General features: G+C 45.5%; 20 protein-coding genes. 9 read left to right on the top strand and 11 right to left on the bottom strand.

Features of this window, described 5'->3' with window-relative positions; translation table 11 throughout:
- Window positions 1-364: 364 nt before the first annotated feature.
- Together QUA44_RS07325 and QUA44_RS07320 are read right to left on the bottom strand one after the other, a co-directional pair.
- On the bottom strand, window positions 365-5,230 hold the full coding sequence (locus QUA44_RS07325; protein ID WP_333249495.1) for a CHAT domain-containing protein: 4,866 nt from the start codon (window positions 5,228-5,230) through the stop codon (window positions 365-367).
- Between the two features lie 109 nt (window positions 5,231-5,339).
- Window positions 5,340-5,573 carry a hypothetical protein gene (locus tag QUA44_RS07320; RefSeq protein WP_333249493.1) on the bottom strand — a complete coding sequence of 78 codons (234 nt, stop codon included), beginning with the start codon at window positions 5,571-5,573 and terminating at the stop codon, window positions 5,340-5,342.
- Between the two features lie 194 nt (window positions 5,574-5,767).
- On the opposite strand from QUA44_RS07320, the gene QUA44_RS07315 reads away from it, so the two are divergent.
- Window positions 5,768-5,962: a hypothetical protein gene (locus tag QUA44_RS07315; protein WP_333249491.1), complete on the top strand. Its 195-nt coding sequence runs from the start codon at window positions 5,768-5,770 to the stop codon at window positions 5,960-5,962.
- Between the two features lie 110 nt (window positions 5,963-6,072).
- On the opposite strand, the gene QUA44_RS07310 is transcribed toward QUA44_RS07315, so the two are convergent.
- Window positions 6,073-6,363 carry a hypothetical protein gene (locus QUA44_RS07310; protein WP_333249489.1) on the bottom strand — a complete coding sequence of 97 codons (291 nt, stop codon included), beginning with the start codon at window positions 6,361-6,363 and terminating at the stop codon, window positions 6,073-6,075.
- A gap of 220 nt (window positions 6,364-6,583) precedes the next feature.
- On the opposite strand from QUA44_RS07310, the gene QUA44_RS07305 reads away from it, so the two are divergent.
- The 4 genes from QUA44_RS07305 to QUA44_RS07290 all read left to right on the top strand — a co-directional run bounded on the left by QUA44_RS07305 (window position 6,584) and on the right by QUA44_RS07290 (window position 10,057).
- Window positions 6,584-8,155 carry a nucleoside transporter C-terminal domain-containing protein gene (locus QUA44_RS07305; protein WP_333249487.1) on the top strand — a complete coding sequence of 524 codons (1,572 nt, stop codon included), beginning with the start codon at window positions 6,584-6,586 and terminating at the stop codon, window positions 8,153-8,155.
- A 282-nt stretch (window positions 8,156-8,437) separates the two neighbouring features.
- Window positions 8,438-9,043, top strand: a complete 606-nt coding sequence (locus QUA44_RS07300; protein WP_333249485.1) for a DUF3318 domain-containing protein — start codon at window positions 8,438-8,440, stop codon at window positions 9,041-9,043.
- A gap of 286 nt (window positions 9,044-9,329) precedes the next feature.
- On the top strand, window positions 9,330-9,602 hold the full coding sequence (locus QUA44_RS07295) for a hypothetical protein (RefSeq protein WP_333249483.1): 273 nt from the start codon (window positions 9,330-9,332) through the stop codon (window positions 9,600-9,602).
- 2 nt (window positions 9,603-9,604) lie between these two features.
- A complete protein-coding gene (locus QUA44_RS07290; RefSeq protein ID WP_333249481.1) occupies window positions 9,605-10,057 on the top strand; it encodes an HNH endonuclease in 453 nt (150 codons plus the stop codon).
- 135 nt (window positions 10,058-10,192) lie between these two features.
- On the opposite strand, the gene QUA44_RS07285 is transcribed toward QUA44_RS07290, so the two are convergent.
- On the bottom strand, window positions 10,193-10,450 hold the full coding sequence (locus tag QUA44_RS07285; RefSeq protein ID WP_333249479.1) for a helix-turn-helix transcriptional regulator: 258 nt from the start codon (window positions 10,448-10,450) through the stop codon (window positions 10,193-10,195).
- 140 nt (window positions 10,451-10,590) lie between these two features.
- On the opposite strand from QUA44_RS07285, the gene QUA44_RS07280 reads away from it, so the two are divergent.
- Window positions 10,591-11,001 carry a hypothetical protein gene (locus QUA44_RS07280; RefSeq protein ID WP_333249477.1) on the top strand — a complete coding sequence of 137 codons (411 nt, stop codon included), beginning with the start codon at window positions 10,591-10,593 and terminating at the stop codon, window positions 10,999-11,001.
- Window positions 11,002-11,055: 54 nt separating this feature from the next.
- On the opposite strand, the gene QUA44_RS07275 is transcribed toward QUA44_RS07280, so the two are convergent.
- Together QUA44_RS07275 and QUA44_RS07270 are read right to left on the bottom strand one after the other, a co-directional pair.
- On the bottom strand, window positions 11,056-12,852 hold the full coding sequence (locus QUA44_RS07275; RefSeq protein ID WP_333249475.1) for a glycosyltransferase family 39 protein: 1,797 nt from the start codon (window positions 12,850-12,852) through the stop codon (window positions 11,056-11,058).
- Between the two features lie 211 nt (window positions 12,853-13,063).
- Window positions 13,064-14,281: a glycosyltransferase gene (locus QUA44_RS07270; protein ID WP_333249473.1), complete on the bottom strand. Its 1,218-nt coding sequence runs from the start codon at window positions 14,279-14,281 to the stop codon at window positions 13,064-13,066.
- 139 nt (window positions 14,282-14,420) lie between these two features.
- Between QUA44_RS07270 and cofH the strand changes: the two genes are divergently transcribed.
- Entirely contained in the window at window positions 14,421-15,566 is a 1,146-nt protein-coding gene (cofH, locus tag QUA44_RS07265; protein WP_333249472.1) for a 7,8-didemethyl-8-hydroxy-5-deazariboflavin synthase subunit CofH, read from the top strand.
- Window positions 15,567-15,610: 44 nt separating this feature from the next.
- On the opposite strand, the gene QUA44_RS07260 is transcribed toward cofH, so the two are convergent.
- Both QUA44_RS07260 and QUA44_RS07255 read right to left on the bottom strand, forming a co-directional pair.
- Entirely contained in the window at window positions 15,611-16,276 is a 666-nt protein-coding gene (locus QUA44_RS07260; RefSeq protein WP_333249470.1) for a Uma2 family endonuclease, read from the bottom strand.
- A gap of 145 nt (window positions 16,277-16,421) precedes the next feature.
- A complete protein-coding gene (locus tag QUA44_RS07255; RefSeq protein ID WP_333309600.1) occupies window positions 16,422-16,769 on the bottom strand; it encodes a hypothetical protein in 348 nt (115 codons plus the stop codon).
- A 130-nt stretch (window positions 16,770-16,899) separates the two neighbouring features.
- Between QUA44_RS07255 and QUA44_RS07250 the strand changes: the two genes are divergently transcribed.
- A complete protein-coding gene (locus tag QUA44_RS07250) occupies window positions 16,900-17,142 on the top strand; it encodes a helix-turn-helix transcriptional regulator (protein ID WP_333249466.1) in 243 nt (80 codons plus the stop codon).
- A gap of 31 nt (window positions 17,143-17,173) precedes the next feature.
- Here the strand turns inward: QUA44_RS07250 and QUA44_RS07245 are convergent, their stop codons facing one another.
- The 3 genes from QUA44_RS07245 to QUA44_RS07235 form a co-directional block, all read right to left on the bottom strand.
- Window positions 17,174-18,154 carry a hypothetical protein gene (locus tag QUA44_RS07245; RefSeq protein WP_333249464.1) on the bottom strand — a complete coding sequence of 327 codons (981 nt, stop codon included), beginning with the start codon at window positions 18,152-18,154 and terminating at the stop codon, window positions 17,174-17,176.
- A gap of 8 nt (window positions 18,155-18,162) precedes the next feature.
- Window positions 18,163-19,308, bottom strand: coding sequence for an AAA family ATPase (locus QUA44_RS07240; RefSeq protein ID WP_333249462.1), 1,146 nt, complete (start codon window positions 19,306-19,308; stop codon window positions 18,163-18,165).
- A 246-nt stretch (window positions 19,309-19,554) separates the two neighbouring features.
- On the bottom strand, window positions 19,555-20,793 hold the full coding sequence (locus QUA44_RS07235; RefSeq protein WP_333162092.1) for an LL-diaminopimelate aminotransferase: 1,239 nt from the start codon (window positions 20,791-20,793) through the stop codon (window positions 19,555-19,557).
- Window positions 20,794-21,056: 263 nt separating this feature from the next.
- On the opposite strand from QUA44_RS07235, the gene QUA44_RS07230 reads away from it, so the two are divergent.
- Window positions 21,057-22,148 carry a hypothetical protein gene (locus QUA44_RS07230; protein ID WP_333162088.1) on the top strand — a complete coding sequence of 364 codons (1,092 nt, stop codon included), beginning with the start codon at window positions 21,057-21,059 and terminating at the stop codon, window positions 22,146-22,148.
- Window positions 22,149-22,357 lie beyond the last annotated feature (209 nt).

Raw genomic sequence — 22,357 nt, 5'->3', positions numbered from 1 at the left:
AAGATTCAGGTCAGCAGTACGATCGCTCCACAGTTTCCTGTAAAATCCGGCAAAACAGAGTGAAGTGCGATCGCCGTTAGTCTTCCTAGGAGATTTGGGCGCTACATAATTAGAGTATAAATAGGGCGAATCACCATGCAATGAAAGCGAGGGCAAATCACCCCATATAGCAATCCTTGCAGGAGTCGTAAATTTTTTACCGCACCCCAATCATCCTCTTATCAAGAAGGGAGGGAGTAAAAAATTCACAAATGATTTAGGAGTGCTATATACATTACCTAAAATTTCAGGATATTCGAGTTCCTGCACTATTGATACCTTGATTCAGCAACGCCTCTTTTTCCTTCTTTATTCCACATCTTCATTACCAAGGATTGCCGATCATTGTAAAGGCGGCCCAATAATAAGGATGCAAAAGCACTCGATCGCCCCGCGCCGCAATTTCCCGAGGCAAAGTTAGACTCATAGAAAGCCCTTCGACTCGCAGCATCCCGTCTTGAATCCGCACGCGCCCCTGCAGCATCTCCAATTGCGCGCGCCGCAAAGCCTCCGCTTTAATCATCAAATTACCACCGCGTCTGGGGGTTCGCAACTGCCGGTAAAACTCCGTCATCAGCCCCAAAGTCCCCTCATCGCTGACTTCCCACAAACTCGCCAAAGCCGATTTAGCACCGCTAGCTACCGCCAAACCCGCAAACCCTAACTCCGCATCTGCATCGCCCAAAGCGGTACTGCACGCGCTTAAAACTAACAGATTCACTGGCGGTTCATTCCATCGCAACTGCCGCATTTGATCGATACGTAATTTAGTATCCCACAACTGAATGTAAGAATTTTTTGGTTCCCCGGGCTGGAATTCGCTGTGAGTTGCTAAGTGAATGATGCCAAAAGGCCGATTTGCCCGCTGAGCTTGCAAATTTGCGAGAGTAAAATCTTGATTCAAAAATGATTTTCCGCGATCGGGTGGCGCGATCGACTCTAACTCCACCGGTACCGCTGGTAATGGCGCTTTATCTTCAAATACCGACGCCCCCATTGCCAAAATTTCATCATCCGCAATATTGTCGTAGCCGATATCAGTTAAACTCAGACTCGGCATCACGCTAATGCTGTATTTCTCAACTAAAAAGCCTTTGCCGTCGTGAAGGGCCGCAAACGGCACGCTCCGCAAACCTGCTGCCGGAATTACAATTAAATTATCAATCTTTAAAGCTGTCAATTCTGCGGCAACTGGTGCAATTAACCACCGATAAAGTTTTTGCGCCGTATCCAAATAACTAATGCTGCTTCTTTTGCGGGGATTAGTTATTTCGCTTTGCAGGGCGTCGGCTAGTTGCAACACCTGCCAGCGCGTTGTCGCCGGAATTAAAACGCGCTGGGGTTGAGCGTTAGCTGTTACTAACACTAATTCTAAATGCTCCCCGTTAGGAACATCGGAAACTTCTTTGCCATCCGGCTGCAACCTCTGGGTAAACTTATCTTCTAAGGGATGAGGGGGCTGGGATGCGAGGTTTGTTCTCACAGGCAATAGATTAGATAAATCCTGACTTGCCACCATTACAGAATCATTTTCTTTGGCAGCGCCTGCATCAGCTCTGCTGACCCAATTCATATAAATAATCGCCGATTTAATTCCGGTAATTTTTTCGTTTTTGCGAAGAGTTTCGTAAATTACCGACATATTACTAATCGGCGTTCTTGCGGGCAAGTCCAGATATTTTTCGTACTCGCGACTAAAGGTTTTCTCAAATGCTAAAACTCCCGAGCCGATCGAATCTAATCTGCGAAAAGGAACGAAAATATCCTGGGTTATTGGGGAATTTCTGTGTCGATTTGACGATCGCAATTCTACTTGCAAAGATGCAGGAAGTGACAGCGCAGCATCAGGATTTACGGTCACTACTGGCACTACAGGCGGTTCGGGAATTGGTGCGGGAATTGGTGCGGGAATTGGTGCGGGAATTGGTGCGGGAATTGGTGCAGGAGCAGAGGGCGCGCCCGGTGTAATTAGGGAAATCTGATTTGGGAAACTTCCCTGCGTGTAAGTTTGTCCAAAAGAAAAATTGGGCAAAATGGCGTTTCCCGCGCCAGCATTAATGCTTCCCGTGGTTCCATTGTCGATCGCGCCGCCAACTACAAACGGTCGATCGATACCGCCTCCGTGGCGAATTTCGATCGCCCCCGCCCCCGCACCTCCGGCAGTAGAAATACTGGAAATATTGCCCGATATATCGTTGAAAACACTGTTCGAGCGAAACAAACCGAGGGTGGTCACATCAACGCTGCCGCCAGTGCCGCCAGTGCCGCCTTGAGCGTTGACAAAACCCAACTGAATGTTATCAGTCGCGCTCAGGGAAACGGCCCCGCCGTTGCCGTTTGAAGTGCTGCTGGAGTTGAGATCGAGAGCCGAAATGCCCGATGAAGAGGTGAGAGCAATATTTCCGCCGATCGCCCCCGAAGCGTTCAAAGCTCCCGCAGTTAAAGGCCCAGCATTGGTTTGGAGAGCGATCGCGCCTCCAGTGCCCGTTGCCGATGAAGAGTCGATCGTGCCTGCAGCAACAGTATTTCCCTCAACCCGAATGCTTCCGCCGTTCGAGGTAATATTGCCAGTCCGAACCTCGCCACTTGCTTGCAGATTCACGCGACCGCCATTCGTCCTTAAATTACCCTCTAAGAGGACATTTTCTGCCTTGATATCGGCTCCCAAAGCGGCCGTAGTTTCCCCCCCGAAGCTAGCGGAATCTCGCGCGTTAACGCTCAAACTGCGCGCTGCAATTGTGGAAGCAGCCGTCACGCTAGCAGCATCGGCCGAGAGCAGGCCCAACCTCTGAGTTTGACCTACTCTGCCGTCAAAAGTAATGTTGCCGCCAGCGCGCAGCGTCAAATTATTAGCCCGGCCCGGAGTGCTGTCGAGGGTATTGGCAAAAGTGATGTTGCCGGTAGTGGCGGCTAGGGTGGCGCGGCGATCGACTGTGACGTTACTGTTGAAAGCGATGTCGCCAGATGTCGCAATATTGCCCGAAACCTGGGTACTGCCGGCGTTTACAGTCAAACTAGCCAGCGGTGCAGCTTGACCGACTGTACCGCCGAACAGCACTCGCTGAGCGTCTAGTCTCAGGGCGCGAGCTCCGTCTAGGCTACCGGAGAACAGAATGCTGCCCGTAGCTTGAGTGCTGAAAGCTGCGTCAGCATTGAGGGACAGGTTGCCGGTCAAAGTGAGATCGCCGCCGGATGTGGCAATGTTGGCGCCGATCGCAGTTTGGGGCGCGTCGAGAGTCAAGCTAGCGCTGCCGCTTGTACTCAGGGGATTGTCGATCGCGATCGAGCTGCCTTGAAGTGTCAGCGGGCTGTTGAAGGTAATGGGTGCGACGATCGCGATCGACGAGCTGCTACCGTTTTCGCGCCCGATCGCGATCGAACGAAAACCCCCCGTCAAAGCGCCCAGATCCCTTGCCGTCAAGTCCAAAATGCCCAAAATATCGCCGGTGCCACCGATGCGAATTCCTCGGCTGTCGTTGGGCTGCAAGCGAATTGTTCCCCCCGCACTGGTGACGGAATTGCTGCCGCCTCTGAAGTCAATACCGTTAGCAGTGAGAGCGATATTGCCGCTGTTGGCATTAAGTCCGCCCAGAGAGATGCTGCTGGCAAAAATGTTGATGTTGCCACCTTGAGTCTCGATTGCGTCCTTGAAGTCATTGACAACAAACACTCCGCCCGCTCTAAATGTTACGGTGTCTCCCGTTCTCGCTTGCAGGGAAAGTTTGTTATCGGGCAAGTTTTGGACGGTGATGTAGCCGGGGGTATCTATAACCACGTTGCTGCCGGCCGCCATCTGTTCCAACTGCACTTCTGAGATCGATGTTTCATTGGGTTCTGGTGCCGATTCGAGTTCCCCGCCAGTCGATCCGGCGCTGGTGTCGCCGTTACCGCTGACGATCGTAATATTTGCCGGATCGAGCCACAAATTGCCGATCGCACCGTTAGTCGCGCGGGTATCGACCTCTCCTTGGAAAGTTAAAGCATTTTTGCCCGAAACTTCTACTCTTCCGCCGTTACCTGCGGCGATGCCCCCGCGAGCACTAATATTGCCGAAGAAGCGAGTTGTATTGTCTGCCCAAATTACCGCAGTGCCGCCATTGCCACGGTCGATCGCGTCTGCTGCGATCGTAGAATCAGGACTAACATAAGTTACCTGGGCATTTGGCACGGGTTGCATCCCCCGCCAACCGCCTCCGACGCGCACAAATCCTCCGCCGTCAGTCCCGGAAGCATTGATATTTGCGCCGAAGAGTCCGACTTTTTCCCCTAAAATATTGACTGTGCCGCCAGCAATGCCAGAAGGAGCAAATACATTTACAGAACCCGAGACGATCGCACTTCCTCCATTTATCGGCACTGTTTGGCCGCCAGTCAGGATTAATTGACCTTGTTCGTTAGTCGTTAAACCTGTGGCTGACGCTACGCCGGGCCCCGTCAGCAACTGAGGCAAAGCTTGTGGGGCGATCGCCGATTTTTCTGACTGCAAAGACGGAGTAATTTCTAAACTCAATAAATTGCCGATTTGACTGATGCGGACTGCATTTTGTCCCGGAACAGCAGCCACTGTAATTTGACCGTTGGGAGCGGATAATTGTCCTGTATTAATAACTGTGCCACCGAGCAAAGTTAAACTTTGACCGCTGCTAACTGCCAAGTTTCCCGCATTGACAATTGTACCAATGTGTGAATTATTAAAATTAAATTGATTGGGATTTCCCACTAAAGCTTTATAATCATTAATTCCGGTGGCATTAAACCAGCCGTCACCGAAACCAATACCCGTAGTAGTTGTCGCAAAAAAAGACCCCGGCACGTTCAATCTAGCATTTTGACCGAAGACAATTCCCGCCGGATTCATTAAGAATAAATTCGAGTTGCCGCCGCTGATCGAAATCAGACCGTTAATGATGGAAACATCGCCGCCGGAAATCCGCCCTAAAATATTTTGAATATTTGGATTAGTTAGAAAATTAGCAATTTGACCTTCGCTGAGATTAAATTGGCTGAAGCTGTGAAACAGATTTGCCCCGTTTCCAGACAGTTGTCCCCCGCTAATGTCTGTGCGGTTTTGCTCGGACTTAACAACAGTATTAGTGCCGTCATTTGCAGGAACTACAGGTTGCGATCGCACTGCTAGCGGTAGCAGCCAAAAACCTAATGTCAAAATTAGAGCAGAACGAAAATAGGTCATTAATCAGTTGACAGTTGACAGTTGGCAGTTGATGGTTGATATTTGTCATTAGGGGAGCATCCCGATTTGGTGAAAAGCGTTTTTTAAAAGAGCTTTCCAGCTCGCTTACCTAGATCGCTTCGAGATATCCAGGGCGAACACTCCTGAAAGGAAAATTGGATGCTCCTGTCATTAGTCTGAGGGAAGTCAGAAAAGCCAATTCCCCATTGTCTATTACCAATTCCCCATTACCAATTCTAATCTCTTGTACTTGAGATTTTTTTTGAGCAGTAATGTTCCGCGAAAGTACCCATAAACTTAAAAAGGTCGATCGAACACCGCCACCGCCGGGGGTTGATCGCACTCCAAAACCACCCGTTGCCAGAATGTGGGAAATACAACGCAAATTTTGTATTGATCTGTAACCAGTGTATTGACAAAATGCCCCCAGAGTCCTATGATTGGAGCACGGATTGGGTGGGAAAGTAAAAACCCATACAATAACTGGCTCCTCTAATGAAGTTAAAAACAAAATATTGATGCTTTTAGAGACCAACCATGCAAACTCCAACTTTCCCATTTCTAACGGAACAAATAGTTGAGCAGATATTTTCGTCAGGCGAACTGACTCGCGATGACAGACAGCGAATTCAGTCAATGCTGTTAAATGAGTCGATCGGCGAAAATGAATTGAGCTTAATTGAAAGAGTCATGGAAGGCGTAGTCAAGGGAATACTTGACGTACTCAATTAGTTGAGAAGGGGCGATAACTTATCTAAACGTAAGGTGCGCCAGGCCGCGCACCTTACCCTAATTTTAAATAAAAAAATCGCAAAGCGAAAAGCGAAAATTCTGTCACGGTTCTAAAAATCATCATCCGGGCTGTCATCCGGGCCGTCATCCGAACTCTGATCACGACGTACAAGTTCAGAAAGAGGCCTATCGTTACTCCAGGCCCACCACACGCAATCGCACTGGCAGCGGTAAAATTCTTGCCACTTGCGACGGTTGAACTCGGTGTATACTGGCGATCGGCGATTAATCCAGACCTCAGCCGCATCCGTGCAGTTAGCGCCGCACTTGGGACAGCAAAACTCATTAGCGTGAACCGCCGTTGCAGTCCATTCAGGAGGATGTGGAGCAAAAGCTTCCATGTGTTAGAGTTTCTATCTAAACTGCTGGTAATTACGGCAAATCAAGGGTTGCTCAAGATCCGCAGAGTTCGGAATCACCTAAGCAATGACATAAATACGCTGTTGAGTGCGTAATTCATCTGCCCCTTATTTTTTTTAGCATTTGCCGTCAGATGAATAGTATAACTGATGTGGTGCAAGCCGTCGATCGGCATTCTCAACTATTTCAAGGACTAGGCTCATGTCTATCTACAATCTTATCTCGTTTCTGGGCATTTTTGGCTTATGTGCGATCGCCTGGATTTTCTCAGAAAACCGCCAAGTTCGGTATATACCTTGGCGCGTCATCATCTGGGGCATTGGCCTGCAATTAATCCTAGGATTTTTAGTATTCCTGTTCCCCCCAACTCGCATCGCCCTAGAGTGGTTTACTAGCTTACTGGATGGAGTATTCACCGCTGCTGACGCTGGAGCGAGGTTTGTATTCGGCAGCAATATTGTACCAATACCTGGTAAAGAGCCGGCAGTTAATTTAGGATATATTTTCGCCTTTCGAGCTTTACCGACAGTCATCTTTTTTTCTGGCCTCATGGCCTTGCTATACAACATCGGCGTAATTCAAATTGTCACCGAAGTTTTTGCCAAAATCTTTTATATGACAATGCGGTTGAGCGGCGCAGAAGCCCTCAGTGGCGCTGCTAATATCTTCGTAGGAATTGAAGCGGCAATTGTCGTCAAGCCTTATTTGCCACAAATGACTCGTTCCGAACTTTGTGCAATCCTCTCTTGCTGTTTTGGGACGGCCGCTTCTTCAACTTTAGCAATTTACGTAAGTTTTCTCAAGCCAGTTTTTCCCAATATTTTAGGACACTTAGTTTCAGCTTCAATTATCGCCATTCCCGCTTGTTTTGTTTTATCCAAAATCTTAGTACCGGAAACAGGCGTGCCTTTGACAATGGGCGGTATTCCCAAGGAAGAACCAAAGCCCAAAGGCCGCGAGTTTGTGGGAGAAGAAATTTCAGACATGGAGCGCGAAGAATTCAAACAAGAGACTGTTGGGGGAGAACCCATCGAACGAGTCAGCCCTTTGGATGCAGCGATAATTGGTGCATTGGACGGCGTAAAAATGGCAGTGGCAATTGCCGCTGTTTTGATTTTAATCTTAGGCTTAGTTTCCTTAATCAATCAATTCTTTGGTTGGCTGGCAATTTTGCCAGGCCCAATTGGTGGCTTTTTCAAAATAGTCACCTTAGCCAACATTATGGGATTTTTATTTTATCCCCTGACGCTATTAACAGGAGTCTCCATTGACGACTCTTGGCAAGCATCAGTAATCATCGGTCGCAGGCTATTAGAAACAGCCATTCCGCCCTATCAAAGTTTAGCAGAAGCATCGGCAAAAGGACTGGTGAGCGATCGTACAGTTTTGATTGTCAGTTACGCCCTTTCCGGCTTCGCCCACTTAGCCTCCGTCGGCATATTTGTCGGCGGCACAATCGCCCTAATTCCATCCCGCCGTAAAGACATTTCCGAACTCGGTTGGAAAGCATTATTTGTCGGCACCTTAGCGACAATGATGATCGCTTGCATCGCCGGCACATTCGACACCGGAGACGCCAGCATTTTAGGCGCTAAAACAGCCCCTGCTGCCCCGCTAACAGCCCCTGATTCTCCGAAACAATCCCCCGCAAGCGCGAATTCAAAACCGTCAGTTGCTCCAGAAATTGCCAGTCCGAAGCCTTCGGCTAATACCGAAAAAGCTGCTCCCAGAGATCAAGAATCTCCCAAATCTGAATCCAAGAAAAGCCCTTAATATCTTCTAAGCACTCGTAGGGGCGGGTTAACCAACAGTATTTGTCAATAATTGACAATCTCTAAAACCCGCCCTCACCCAACAGTAAATCCCCGCATACTAACAGTTATATTTTCGTATTCGATCGAAATCAAGGTTGATGTAGTTTATTGGTTGTGTGGGGGCGGGTTTCTGTAGATTATTGATGAGAGTTAAATATTGTTGGTTAACCCGCCCCTACGAGTCCCTGACAGATAGGATTGTTTTTTAGGCAGATGCAATTATCAATTATCCCCAAAAAATATGAACCCAGAACCAGAAATTCGCCGTCTGTTAGATGTGATGCCAGCCTCCGGGCGCATGACGTGTAAAATTATTAATAAGCCTCAACAATCTACGGTAATTGATTGCGATTTTCCTTTACCTTGGAATCAATCTCGCCCGATTTATATTAATTTTGATTTGTGGCGGCTGCTATCTAAGCCACAGCGGGATTTACTGATATTAAGGAATGTAAGTTTTCTGTGCAATTTTAAGTGGTTTAAACCGGATATTTATCAAGGTGCGGCTCTAGCGGGAATTGTCGGGACTGTTGTAGAATTGTTGCAGGGAGATGCGATCGGAATTGCGATCGCGGGCGGTTTGACGGGACTGGCGATGACTCGAATTTGGCGCGACAACCGCAGTTCCCAAGTAGAGTTAGATGCTGATGAAACGGCGATTAGAGTCGCGGGAAGGCGTGGTTACAGTGAAGCTGAGGCGGCCGGACATCTGCTGGGTGCGATCGAAGCTGTGGCGCAAATTGAAGGGCACAGTTTGGATTTTAACGGGTTGATTCGGTGTCAGAATTTAAGGGCGATATCGGGTATTTCGGCCGTGGGTGTGCCCGATAGTGTTAGAAAAGATTGAAATAAAAACATCGCTACTCTACCAAATTAGCCTTGATAGACAAAGATTCCAGAAACTTAACTGCCTCATCCAGCATAGCTTCTGGTAATTTCTCAACGATCGCGATCGCCCTTTGACGAGTTTCTCGATTAATTGCTTAGGTCGCAGGTTAAACAGACAAAACTTGCACTTTCATCGTCTTAATCAGCTTCGGTAACGTACTTATTTTAATCGAAAGTGCGATCGGTTGAGTTACCCTTGAGAATTATTGATATAATCAAGAGGGAAACCCATAAAATCCACAACTATGCTAATCCTACCACAACTGGAAAACCTGCGCGATACTCTACCCATAGAAGGAGCTATTCGCATTGAATTAGTGGAAGGCATACCCATGTTTAGAGCCTCCACAACCGTCAAAAATCGCATAGAAGAACTGTTAGACAAACAACAAACTTTACCCCTCAATCCTGACGAAGAACAAGAACTAAATCTTTACGAAGAAATCGACGATTACCTCAGTTTTGTCAATCGGACTGTCCGCAATCTTTTCTTCAACCAGATTCAACCTACTGCATAGAAATGTCCCCTCGCCGTCAAATCCCTGAAAATATCCAAAATCAAGTTCGCCAGAGAGCAAACTGTCTGTGCGAATATTGTCATGCCTCCGAAAAATGGCAGTACGTAGAGTTTACTATCGAACACATCATTCCCTTGACTAAAAATGGGACTAATGATATTGACAATTTGGCACTAGCTTGCTTTCACTGCAACCGCAAGAAATCTGATAAAACTACAGCGGTAGATGCTCAGTCAGATGTAGAAGTACCCTTGTTTAATCCCAGACAAGATCGTTGGAACGAACATTTTATTTGGTCTGCGGATGGATTATCAATAGTTGGTTTGACTCGAATTGGACGAGGTACAGTTACAGCATTAGTCTTGAATCGAGAGAGAGTGCTTAATATTCGGGCCGCTGACAAAGCTATAAAACGACATCCTCCTGCTGGCGATTTAATTCAATCAGAAAGTTGAGCATACTGAGAGTTACTCAAACTTTGAGCGGCTACTTCTGCCTAGAAATTTGTACTGAAATTAAAGCTCGATTCCTGCCGAAAGCTTGGCTAATACACTTATTTTAAGCGAAAGCGCGATCGCCCGATCGACCTCCTATGACTCCTCCTCATCTACCCACCGACTGAGATAATCCGGCAACTCATCAAAAGATACCCCCACCAAACGGCAAAAATCCCTCATTTGGCGAACAGTCATCGTAGGTTCATCTCCCTTTTCCCATCGTCGCACCGATGAAGCCGACACCCCCATCAGCACAGCCAACTCTTCTTGGCTGAAATTAGCATCCTCCCGCAGTCTCCGAAAAGGCAACTCATTTTCTGGTTGCCGTTGACGTTGCCTTTTTTTTACCATATTATATTAAGTATCTAATTTAAGCGCTTAATTTAAGCGTTTTAATGGCACAGCCATAGCCAAAACAGACTGCACTAAAAATCAAAGGTGCAATTCTGTCAGATTCCTATGGGCAAACATACCCAATTCAGAATACAGCCATGAACACCCCAGAAACTACGAATTCCTGGATTATTTACCGATTGCTGCCGAACTTTCAGCGCTTACCCGTCGGACAATTTCGCAGCCGCAGCGAAGCAGAATCTTCCTTGAAAGTCATCCGGCAACTGCTACCCAATACCGAATTAATACTTGCTTTCGAGATTGGCGCCGAAAGTCCAACCACCGAACTCATTGGGCCCCCTGCTAAGGAACCAAACTTGCCAACTTCAGTTAACCGAGAACTCCTAAAAATCTTCCTTATCAGTTCTCGTCCTGCTGTTTCCCGCATCATTCATTCTTTGCACTGCAATAATTTCGCCTGCGTTTCTGACTGGAGTCCCCTTGTCCCCACTCAAAATTCTGGTGAAGTGATGAGCGTCTTAATTAAATATTTTGCTGCCGACTCTTAATCACGGTCTAGTTCCCGCCTTTGTAGGGGCAATTCCCCCGTGGTTGCCCCTTACCTATAACCGAGAACAATGATAAACTTGATATTCATACCCATCCACACCAGGTAAATCGCGAGATTCAAACTGACAATTTTGTGCTGCTAAATTGACAGGTGCGCGAAAATTTACCAACCACAAATCTAGCGGACGTTCCAATTGATTTAGTGTCTTGTCAAGTATCCCCGCCACAATTTCCGGCGCATCCCTTCTCTGCTTAATGAAAAGAAACTGTGGAGAATCAAACGCTTTAACTTCTTCCTTCTTGCCTCTTCCTTCTTCCTTCTTCCTTCTTACTTCTTCCTTCTTACTTCTTTCCCATTCCAATCCTATTCCCATCAACTCTCCTATTTCTACATGAGTCTTTTGAGTAGTAGCAATTAAGACGGGAACTTTCGAGACTTCGCGGATAATCGGAATTAACAGATCTGGTTTGTAATATTTGCGATAGCCGAGATTGGAATTTACTGTTACACTGCTCACAAAACCCATTGCTAAAATTAGCATAACTGCTTTTTTGCCAGCAATTTCCACAGCAGGTAAATTAAACCATCGAGTTTTTGTTGTAGGTGTGTCATAAATAAATGCTAAGGTTACTCCTAATAGTAATATGACTCCCGGAAAGTAGACAAAATTGTATCGAGGGCCGCGAGTTAGGTCAATTCCTAGAATGTATGCAAAGCTGAAAAATAGGAAAATTGCTCCGATCGCAAATCCGCCAAAAATAACAGTACCTAAACGAGTCTCGGTGGCTTTCCAGGTGTTTTTTATAGCGTCAAACAGGATGGGAAGCGCCCAGATCAAAAATATTGCCATGCCGATCGCCGATACAGCCACTACGGCCAAATTTGGCGATTCCACCGGCAGCAGCGACACGACAGTAATCCATCCCGCTAAGGCTTGGAAAATCGGCGCGATCCAATCTACAAAAGTGCGATCGCCACTGACAATCCAATTAGTTAGTTCGCTGCCGTATTTATTTGACAAAAATATCGGCAACCAAACTAAACCGCCAGCTAAAGTCCCCAGGGCTACTGCGACAAGCCGCCAGATAATTTGAAATTGCCAAATATTCGGATGCTGATTATTTGAAGTTGCCAATTTCTGATTAAATTGTAGCCAAATTACAGCAATTAAGGCGATGGTTTCAGCACACAAAGTCAGCACAAAAAAGTAGTGAGAAGCAATTCCCAAACAGTTAAAAAATATCCAAAGCAGCAGCGCCCAAATAGGCAGCGGAGCGCGCTGTTGCAGTTTTTTGGCAGCTAAGGTTAAGCAAAAAAGAGAGGCAATAACTAATAAGATTCCTAACGTATAATGGCGGGCTTCTTGAGCGAGATAAATGCCGTAGGGAGAAACTGCCATCATTGCGGCCGCACATTGACCAACTAAACGAGAATTGAATGCAAATTTGCCTAAAAGGTAGATAGCTGGAACTGAAATTACGCCTAATAACGCCGGGAGCGATCGCCCAATCCAAACTAAACTATCCTCAGAAACCCCAAACAACCGCATCCACCAATGAGCGAGTATAAAATATACAGGTGGATGGTTGCTTTCTAGCAGCAAATTGCGGAGCACGTCGGCGGTGTCAGCATCGGGGCGCAATTGTAGCGGTTGTAATAATGTAGAAAGATCGATCGCGCGATCGATCGGCATCCCGCGAAAACTGTTGCCCAAACTAAACACCAGAGTCGAAAACTCGTCTGTCCACAGCGGTTTCGAGTCCAAATTGGCAAAACGCAGCATTAGGGCGATCGCCATCCACAGCAAGAGCAACAACAGTTGTTTGTTCTTAATCATCAATTCAGTCATTCAAAGGTCTTGGCAAGAACAGTTATTATAGTTGATAATTGACAGTTTACAGTTGATAGTTGCTAGTTGCTAGTTGTTAACTATCAACTGTTTAAAACCCTCCCTGCCAACTGCCAACTGCCAACTGCCAACTGCCAACTGCCAACTGCCAACTGCCAACTGTCAAGTGTCAACTGTCAACTGTCAACTGTCAACTGTCAACTGTCAACTGTCAACTGTCAACTTCCGTCACCCGCCAGCTCAGCTTCATATTGATCCAGAAATTCCACAGAGTCACGACTGCGATCGCAATTAAAGTCGCTAAATATTCATTCATCCCCAAAATATTAAACATCACATTAACCAGAAGCACATTCAAAATCAAACCCATCAAGCAAATTGTATTAAACTTCAACAGCCGTTTCAAGCGTTGCTTCATTCCCGGCTGCCGCTTAGAAATATCCCCAAAAGTCCACAAATCATTCCAAAAAAAGTTACTGATAATTGCCAATTCAGCAGCAAGAATCAGACTGCGAGTCAGCTCCAAATTGAATATTTCGCGCAGCACGTACAAAACCGCCATATTCACAAATACGCCGCTGAAACCCACAAGGCCAAACCGCAGAAACTTACCCATCGGCCAGCGGGCAAACCGCAATATGAGCAAATGCCGCAAATACTCAATATACTGTTTTCCAGTAACTTTGCTCTCGCCTTCCTTCCGCTCCTGAAACACGTAACCAACTTCTCCAATCCAGCGGATGTTTCCCCTCCCGAGGACTTCAATCAAAATTTTGTAACCCGCAGGATTTAGCGTTTTGCCGGCAATGCAACTGCGGCGCACCATAAAATAGCCGCTCATCGGATCGGAAACTCGGCCCACCACTCCCGGCAGTACAATCAATCCGACTGTTTGAGCTCCCCGCGACAAAAATCGCCTGACAACGCTCCAGTCGCTCACCCCGCCCTCGTCAACGTGGCGGCTCGCAGCGGCCAAATCGGCTCCCCGCTGAATTTCTGCTAAAAGCTGCAATAGTGTCTCCGGCGGATGCTGCAAGTCGGCATCGATCACCCCCAAAACCTCGCCCCTAGAGGCTTGCCACCCGCGAATTACGGCGGTAGAAAGTCCCCGCTCGTCTGAGCGGCGCATCACGCGCAATTGCGGATATTCTGGTGTCAGGGACAGGGCAACTTCCCAGGTGCGATCGGGGCTGTCGTCATCGACTACAATTAACTCGTAGTTGCCAGGAATCATGCCATCAAGCAATTGGCTCAATTGTTCCACAATACTCTTGACATTCTTGCACTCGTTATAGGTGGGAATGACGAGGGAAAAATAAATGGGCGCTGTATCTGCGTCTGTAAAAGTTGAAGCGAAAGTCGGTACAGCAGGAATTTGCAAAGGCCCAGAAGGCACTGGCAACAGATGATTTGTTTGGTTGATGCCCATAATTTAAGTGTCACAAACTAAAAGATGTTTTTGTAAGACTTGAGATTTTAGCAGATCGTTCCTCTATGATTGATTTGTTAAGATCTAAAAACGCCTTAATTCTAGGCAGTCATGGTATAAATGAGTACAAAGTAAAACTGTGGATGCAATTCTCGATCGCGCTTTACAAGGTTATAACATCTCTACCGCCGAGGCATTGGTACTTTTGCAGCAAAGAGATCCAGAGGCGATCGCCCAAATTCAAGCAACCGCTGACTTGCTCCGCCGCCGACAATCAGGGGATACTGTTACCTATGTTATAAATCGCAATATTAATTTTACCAACATTTGCGAGCAGCATTGCAGTTTTTGTGCGTTCCGCCGCGACGACGGAGATGAAGGTGCTTTTTGGTTAGATGCAGCCCAAATTCAGGAGAAGGCAACTGATGCAGTGCGACGGGATGCGACAGAAATTTGTATGCAGGGTGGCTTAAATCTTCAAGCTAAACAGGGCGGCGCATCTTTGCCTTATTATCTGCAATTGGTAAAAACTATTAAAGATAAGTTTCCGCAGTTGCACTTGCACGCTTTTTCGCCACAAGAAATAGAATTTATTGCCCGACAAGATAATCTGAGTTTCAGCTATGTAATTTCAGCTTTGCAAGATGCGGGAGTTGGTTCGATGCCGGGAACTGCGGCGGAAGTTCTCGACGATGCGGTGCGGAGGATAATTTGCCCGGAAAAACTAGATTCTGCAACTTGGTTAGAAATTGTGGGAACGGCTCACCGTCTGGGTTTGCCGACAACTAGCACGATGCTTTGCGGGCATATTGAGACTGCCTCTCAGCAGGTTTTGCATTTAGAAAAAGTGCGATCGCTCCAACAAACTGCAATTAACAATAACTATCCAGCGCGCATCACAGAATTCATTTTACTGCCCTTTGTCGGACAGGATGCACCGGCTCCTTTACGCAGTCGAGTCGGCCGCGACCAACCGATTTTAGCAGATACATTGTTGCTCACTGCTGTATCTAGAATCTTTTTGGGAAATTTGATTTCCAATCACCAGCCAAGCTGGGTAAAATTAGGTTTAGATGGAGCTACAGAAGCCCTGAAATGGGGCTGCAACGATATCGGCGGCACTTTGATGGAAGAGCACATTACTACAATGGCCGGTGCAGTTGGCGGCAGTTGTCAGTCTGTGGAAGATTTGCAAAATGCGATTCGTTCTTTGGGGCGGGATTATCAGCAAAGAGATACAATTTATCGACATTTGGGGGTTGACAAATTGGCAGTAATTGTGTAGTTTTTTGGATGCGAAACGCCAAGCGCGTAACGCATCCTGCCAGTTTAGCCGTTAGCGAAGCCCTCGGAGAGGATCGCACTTTCAAATTCTTCTAATGCTTGACAACTTCCTACCTGCCAAGCACGTTCCACTGTAGCAGGGATAAGTTGGGCGATCGCAATTCCCGGAAAATTCGGACTAATATCAGATTCCAAATACTCTCCATCTGGTTGCAGCAAATAGATGCGAAGCCTGCCACTATCATAAACCCAGACTTCTGGAACTCCAATAATTTTATAGGCATCGATCGTAGTTTTAGAAGTAACATCCGTCTCAATTGCCAAATCCGGCGGCGGATCGTCCGGCAAAAGTCGGCGGCGACTAATCATCCGCTGATAATTTAGAATGTAAAAACAAGCATCAGGTTCAACTCCTGCTGCACCTTCCCGTTTGAAAGTAGTAGAACCGAATGGTTGGTATCTTCTGCCCGCCGACTTGAGTAAAATTTTGACAATATCAGAGATTAAATCTCTGGGAATTTCGTGTTCTGGTAAAGGAACCATAATTTCTAAAGTCTCTTTGCTGTAAGCAACTCGTGCCGATCGCTTTTCTCCCAACTCCTCCAAAATCGACTCGAATTCCAGCCAACTTATATTGGGAATAGTTACGACACTGCCGGGAGCAAGCTCGATTTGACTGACAGGTTTGAGGATGGGAGCGATAACAATCATAAGCTGAATTGAGAGCTAGTTGTTAAGTTTGTGCGAAATAAGAGTTTGTGGAGATATCCGTTGAGTGTAGCACGGGGAAGGAGGGGAGATTTGCGATCGCACTTTCGACTACAATGCTCGAAAGGGCGATCGCACATTTGACACTTCAATCCAACCGAATTAACTTAACTAACAAACTCATGATTTCTCCTTGTTCCGGTGTAATAATGATGCGATTGTCGGGAATGGCGATCGGATGAGTCCAACGAACAGCTTCCTCGTAGCGCAATGCGTGCAGTTGGTGGATAGTTCGGCGTACCCCCAGCGGCGAACCGATGATGACGTGACGGACTGCTTCGCGATCGTCCTCAAAGGTTTGGTTGGTTAAAACATTCGGCGATGTTTGGTTCGATGATGAATCTTGCAACATAGCTTTGACTAATAATTTTGGATAGGTTTGATGCTTTGTAACGGTAAAACCGCGTACAATAACAAGTTGAAGAAAAGACAGCAATTCCCCTACAGCACAAGTGTCTTAGCTGGTGCTGTCTAATCTCTATTGGTTAAGCCTAAATTAATTTAGGGTAGATGTCAATCATTTTAGGCAAAACTCAAATAAATTAATATAACTTAACAAATAGCCTATGGAAACCTCAGAAAGAGCCGATCGATCGCCCCTAATGCGACTGAGAGTTCAGCGGTTTATGACTCAAAAGCAGCTAGCAGAAGCACTTGGCGTTACGGAAGCGACGGTAAGCAACTGGGAAGCTGGGCGATCTGTACCGAAGCTAACGCCTGTTCAATACAAGAAGTTGCTAGAGATTCTGCAAATTACCTCTGCTGAATTACCAGACCAATTTGGTTTTCCTAGCGATTCTGATGGATAGAAAATGGAATATTATAATTGAGGCGTTTTATTTAAACGAACTCATACAATGTTTTGAAAAAAAAAGGAATATGAGACTTAACATCGCTATTTTGCTTTGAATAAAATCTCCCAATTTCTAACGAGAGTTGCTCTCTAAATAATACCCAATATTCCTCCCTAGATTTCTCGCTAAAGTCACCGGATGACTTAATTTGATGCCAATAATCCTTAGCTTTTTTAATTGTCAGCAAAGCTACTATTAACTCATGCTTCTGGGTGGCATCAGTCGTATTTTGAAACTGATGTTTCCATGAATCCTGGAATTTGTCTAAGTCTAATTCTGTACAATCCAATTCCGAACAGTAACTAATGCGCTCGAATGCTCTCTTTACGTTAGCCTGTAAATCGCTGTCGCTACTAATTGCATCAGCCATATCACTATAAATATTTGTTAGTGACACTAAATTTCCTTGATATTTATAATACGGAGAATTAGGATAATTATCAAATACTGATTGAAGTTCAGGTGTCAAAAAATATGCTTCTTTGTGGATTAAACCTGTAATCCAGATCCGGTGCTCTCGTGCGTTTTGCTCTTTCACCTGCGATTTTTCGTAAATATCGAGAAAAATTGCCTCTGTATCTGTTGTAAACTTGGAATTTTCTATCTTTTGCAGTTGCAAGTCTAAATCTATCATTGCAAAAAGTCGATCGGGATCTAAATATGAATTATTCCTATCCTTTGTCTTCTGTTCGTGTAATATTGGAAGAGTAAAGTAGGTGTTTATTACATCTTGGCGATCGCCACAGATGAAAAATTCCGGTCGCTTCTGTCTCCACCATGTCGGAACGCAAGCCTTATAAAAGTTTGCATCAGGCATTTGCTCCATTGCTCCATAAGTTTGAGGTGACTCTCTACCCTGCATCTTCCGAATATCACCTTCGCACAATACCACAATTTTGTTTTTAATTCTGCGAGATTGAAGAATTGCCTCGCAATGTTTTGTTAGCTGTTCTGGATTAAGACTCATTTATAATACTAGGATTCTTCTTGGATCAGTTTTGGCTCGATTTCTTTAACGTGAGCTGGTGTCAGAGCTTCACACAATGCGTAGGAGTGAGTTGCCAGAATATATTGATTGCTGGGCGCCCACTCTTTGAGGTCTGATATAATTTGATATTGCCAATCTGGATGAAAAGCAATTTCAACTTCATCCATCAAAACAATAGCATCTTCTATGTTCCGGGACTTGAGCCATATATAAATGCTAAGTCTTTTTAGTTCGCCGTGACTTAAATCTTCGGGATATAGTTCTATAGTTTCACCATTATTATACAATTGAAAGTTGACTCCAGAAAAATCTTCATTTAAATTTATCTTTTTGTTTCCCAATAGCAGATTTAAGTCGTTAATTAGAGTTTGATAGCTGTTCCCGTAGCTACCTGTTTTAATCGCTTCTCTGAAGTCGCGATCGCGAGCAGCTTTAAAAGATTCAATAAGTAGCTCTACAGCAAGGAAGTCATAGGTAAACAAGCCTTGTAATTCAGATCGTGCTGATTCGAGTATACCATAATAATTATTGTCTCCGCTACTGGATTTTTTAAATAATAGTTCCCTAGATTTTTGCGGGAGAAATAAAAAAACCTGTGTTGAAGGAGCTGCTAGAAATATTTTACACGATACCTTATCTAAGAATAATTTTGCTGCCTCCTTTTTTTGATTGTTAAAACGACAGTTTAACACTGGGAGTGTTAGTATTGTATGGCCGTCATATATTTCTTTTGTCAAATTTCCAACAGAACATATATATATATTATTTTCGATATTATTTTCGGAACTTATATCTACATCATCCTCGATTGTACCTTCTAGAAAAGAAAAATTTTTACAATAAAATTCAAGATTGACGATGTTTTCTCTATCCCAAATGTCAATAATGGCTAAGACTCTTTTGTCTTCCCCATCAGCCACTTTAAATCCCTGAAGCAGATTTTGTAAAAACGGTTTTTTATCTTCATCAAGAGAACAATGCAGCAACACGAAAATTAACTGCAACAGCGTACTTTTACCGCCGCCATTGTGACTGCCCAGCGGAAAAATATTAGGAACAAAATCTTTTTCAAAAGTGATGTCAATATCTTTTAAACCGCGAAAATCAGGAACTTGAACTCGTAACAAGTGCATAATAAACTCCTGGTGTTGACTGGTATTTTTTATTGAAACGCTGAGCCACAATCATTTTAGATTATAACTCACATCTTTTACTATTTTCATGAACAGGCAAGATGCCTGTTCCACAACACATCAATTTCTTGTGGGGTGGGCATCTTGCCCGCCCACAGAAACAGGCAAGATGCCTGTTCCACAACATATCAATTTCTTGTGGGGTGGGCATCTTGCCCGCCCCAAAAAGACTTATCTCTCGCGCTTTTAAACCTTAAACTTCTCCACAATCCGTCTCATCGCCTCTTCCACATTCTCCCGACTATTAAAGGCCGAAATGCGGAAATAACCCTCACCCGCGGCACCAAAACCAGAACCCGGAGTTCCCACCACATTGCAAGTTTCCAGCAACTTCTGAAAGAAATCCCAACTCGACAAACCGTGAGGCGTTTTCACCCACACATAAGGTGCATTTTCGCCACCAAAAACCTCGATTCCCGCCGCTGTCAATTTCTCGCGAATAATCGCAGCATTTTCCATGTAAAAATTGACTAACGCCTGAATTTGTGCCTTGCCAGCCTCAGAATAAACCGCCTCAGCACCGCGCTGCACGATGTAAGAAACTCCGTTAAACTTAGTAGATTGGCGGCGGTTCCACAGCTTCCAAATTTCGACATCGGAACCATCTGCTGCTTTTCCAGTCAAAGTCTTCGGTACAACTGTTAGCGCACAGCGAGTACCCGTAAAACCAGCATTCTTTGAAAAAGAACGAAATTCGATCGCACAATCACGCGCACCTTCAATTTCGTAGATAGAATGCGGTAAACTCGGATCGGTAATATACGCTTCGTAAGCTGCATCGAAGAAAATAATCGAACCGTTAGCCTTAGCATAATTTACCCAAGCTTGCAAGTGTTCCTTGGTTGCAGTTGCCCCGGTCGGGTTATTCGGAAAACACAAGTAAATTAAATCGACTTTTTTGTCGGTGGGAATTTCCGCAGTAAAATTGTTTTCTGCTGTAATTGGCAGGTAAACTAAGCCGCCGTATTCGCCATTTTCGTTCGCATCTCCCGTGTGTCCGGCCATGACGTTAGTGTCTACATACACCGGATACACTGGATCGGTAACTGCGATCGTATTATTATTGCCAAAGATATCGAGAATATTGCCACAATCGCACTTAGAACCATCAGAAATAAAGATTTCCGAAGCATCCACATCGCATCCCCGCGACTTGAAATCGTGCTCGGCAATTTTCTCCCGCAGCCACTCATAACCTTGTTCCGGGCCGTATCCTTTAAAGCTATCCCGCGAACCCATGTCTTCCACCGCCTTCACCATCGCCTCCCGACAAGCAGCCGGTAGGGGTTCAGTCACGTCGCCAATCCCCAGCCGGATGATGGGCGCTTCGGGATTCGCCTCTGCAAAGGCTTTCACCCTGCGCCCAATTTCGGGAAACAGGTAGCCGGCTTTGAGTTTGAGGTAGTTGTCGTTGATAGTTGCCATAGTTCGATCGCTACAAATGTCGTAGAATAGCTTACTGCCAATTGTCTCTCTCAAGCAGCAGCAAGTTCGGCAACCAGCAGTGTACGGGATTTAACGGATGTGACGGATAGATGTTCAGCCAAGAGAAAAATTTTCCCCACTCGAACACTCGAACACTTCACCACACCGCCATCACAGCCAATCTGCGCAGTTGCTCACCAGCCATTGACCAAAAAATCAAATCAGCTTGTATAATCAGAATAGTATGCAGCGCAGAAACAATTATGGACGAGATCGAGTACGCCAAACTCTATCAAGAACTGGCGGCAATTCTGAATGAGTTTAATTTGGGTTGGGTAGTTCAACAAGTAGCGGATACTGTAGAGATAGGCAAAGTAATTGAAGAGCGATCGCTCAAACGAAAAACACCCCTGCTTAAGATAGAAGATTATACCGCAAAAGAACAACTTTTGCTGTTAATTGATGCAGTCGAACAAGCGACGGTGAACACTTCCGAAATGGAAGACGAAATTGCTTATTTCTTGAAAGTAGAATCAGAAACCTCTCCCCTCGGCACAAAAATTACCTTTGCCAATTCAGGTGCCGAAACTGCCAAAACAATCGAGTTTACCTCCAGCGTCACCGCCCCCCGTCACAAACAGGCGATCGCCCTCAAGCACTTGCTCGAAAAACTGCCTTCCGGGCCGAGCAACTACGCCATCAATTCCGAAATAAAAAGCAAATTAAAAAGCTCGATCGATCCTGATTTTAACACAGCGGCAGAACAATCCAGAATTTTTGATACTTACCTCTTCACTATTCTGCTAAAAGCAGTTGCTAATGAAGGCGGTACTATTTATTACAACAATGTTTTAGACGACGAAACACCGAAATATTTAACATTTAGAAAAACAGCGGGAAAAATCCACGGCACTGCACATCCATACACTCATGCTGTGGTGGAATTTCCCGACAAACCAGCTTTGGAAGTTCACCTAGGAGTAAAAGTCCAAGGTAGAGCCGGAGTTTTGCACAACTGTAACGTTTTAATTTTGTACCAAAAAGAAGCAAATATCTGCCGCTTGCTCAACCGCGAACCCCGGCACTCGCAGGTAATTTTAGCAGTAAAATCGGAACACAGCACCTCGGAACTAAAACTAGAAATGGCTGGTGCTTTTATCGGCTTAGCGTCAGACATTCGCTACGAAGGCGGCAGCTATTTCATTTCTAACAGTTACTCCCAACCCATAGCAAAACTGCTAACTACTGCTCGCAAAAAATGGGAACTCAACATTTTTCCTAGAGCCACAAACGATGTCCACCGCCTGATGTACTCGTTTCAAACTATCTTTAAAGACTTTAAGGCAAGAAACTGATTCAGTTAATACCATTTCACAAAACTCTTGCCAGATTTTTTGTGTTGGGTTTCCTGACACGGACTTAGATCAAATCCGGTAGCATCGTTCTGGTAAAGTCTCCTTCAATCTGCCACCAAATATAAGCACAATTTTCTGTTTTTCGGCTCACAGTCAACAGTCAACACTCAACACTCAACAGTCAACAGTCAACTTTCCTAGATTTGCCC

Origin of the sequence: Microcoleus sp. N9_A2 (genome assembly GCF_036701775.1) — a bacterium.
In the GTDB taxonomy this organism is placed as follows: domain Bacteria; phylum Cyanobacteriota; class Cyanobacteriia; order Cyanobacteriales; family Microcoleaceae; genus Microcoleus.
Note: the sequence above shows the minus strand (reverse complement) of the source record. Positions and strands in the feature narration are given on the sequence as shown.

Excerpts from the sequence above, each read along its gene's own strand:
- QUA44_RS07290 (WP_333249481.1), top strand. The coding sequence starts at position 9,605 with ATGTCCCCTCGCCGTCAAATCCCTGAAAATATCCAAAATCAAGTTCGC.
- QUA44_RS07270 (WP_333249473.1), bottom strand. The coding sequence starts at position 14,281 with ATGGGCATCAACCAAACAAATCATCTGTTGCCAGTGCCTTCTGGGCCT.
- QUA44_RS07295 (WP_333249483.1), top strand. The coding sequence starts at position 9,330 with ATGCTAATCCTACCACAACTGGAAAACCTGCGCGATACTCTACCCATA.
- QUA44_RS07230 (WP_333162088.1), top strand. The coding sequence starts at position 21,057 with ATGGACGAGATCGAGTACGCCAAACTCTATCAAGAACTGGCGGCAATT.
- QUA44_RS07240 (WP_333249462.1), bottom strand. The coding sequence starts at position 19,308 with ATGCACTTGTTACGAGTTCAAGTTCCTGATTTTCGCGGTTTAAAAGAT.
- QUA44_RS07315 (WP_333249491.1), top strand. The coding sequence starts at position 5,768 with ATGCAAACTCCAACTTTCCCATTTCTAACGGAACAAATAGTTGAGCAG.
- QUA44_RS07260 (WP_333249470.1), bottom strand. The coding sequence starts at position 16,276 with ATGATTGTTATCGCTCCCATCCTCAAACCTGTCAGTCAAATCGAGCTT.
- QUA44_RS07325 (WP_333249495.1), bottom strand. The coding sequence starts at position 5,230 with ATGACCTATTTTCGTTCTGCTCTAATTTTGACATTAGGTTTTTGGCTG.
- QUA44_RS07305 (WP_333249487.1), top strand. The coding sequence starts at position 6,584 with ATGTCTATCTACAATCTTATCTCGTTTCTGGGCATTTTTGGCTTATGT.
- QUA44_RS07250 (WP_333249466.1), top strand. The coding sequence starts at position 16,900 with ATGGAAACCTCAGAAAGAGCCGATCGATCGCCCCTAATGCGACTGAGA.
- QUA44_RS07280 (WP_333249477.1), top strand. The coding sequence starts at position 10,591 with ATGAACACCCCAGAAACTACGAATTCCTGGATTATTTACCGATTGCTG.
- QUA44_RS07310 (WP_333249489.1), bottom strand. The coding sequence starts at position 6,363 with ATGGAAGCTTTTGCTCCACATCCTCCTGAATGGACTGCAACGGCGGTT.
- QUA44_RS07285 (WP_333249479.1), bottom strand. The coding sequence starts at position 10,450 with ATGGTAAAAAAAAGGCAACGTCAACGGCAACCAGAAAATGAGTTGCCT.
- QUA44_RS07275 (WP_333249475.1), bottom strand. The coding sequence starts at position 12,852 with ATGACTGAATTGATGATTAAGAACAAACAACTGTTGTTGCTCTTGCTG.
- QUA44_RS07245 (WP_333249464.1), bottom strand. The coding sequence starts at position 18,154 with ATGAGTCTTAATCCAGAACAGCTAACAAAACATTGCGAGGCAATTCTT.
- QUA44_RS07300 (WP_333249485.1), top strand. The coding sequence starts at position 8,438 with ATGAACCCAGAACCAGAAATTCGCCGTCTGTTAGATGTGATGCCAGCC.
- QUA44_RS07235 (WP_333162092.1), bottom strand. The coding sequence starts at position 20,793 with ATGGCAACTATCAACGACAACTACCTCAAACTCAAAGCCGGCTACCTG.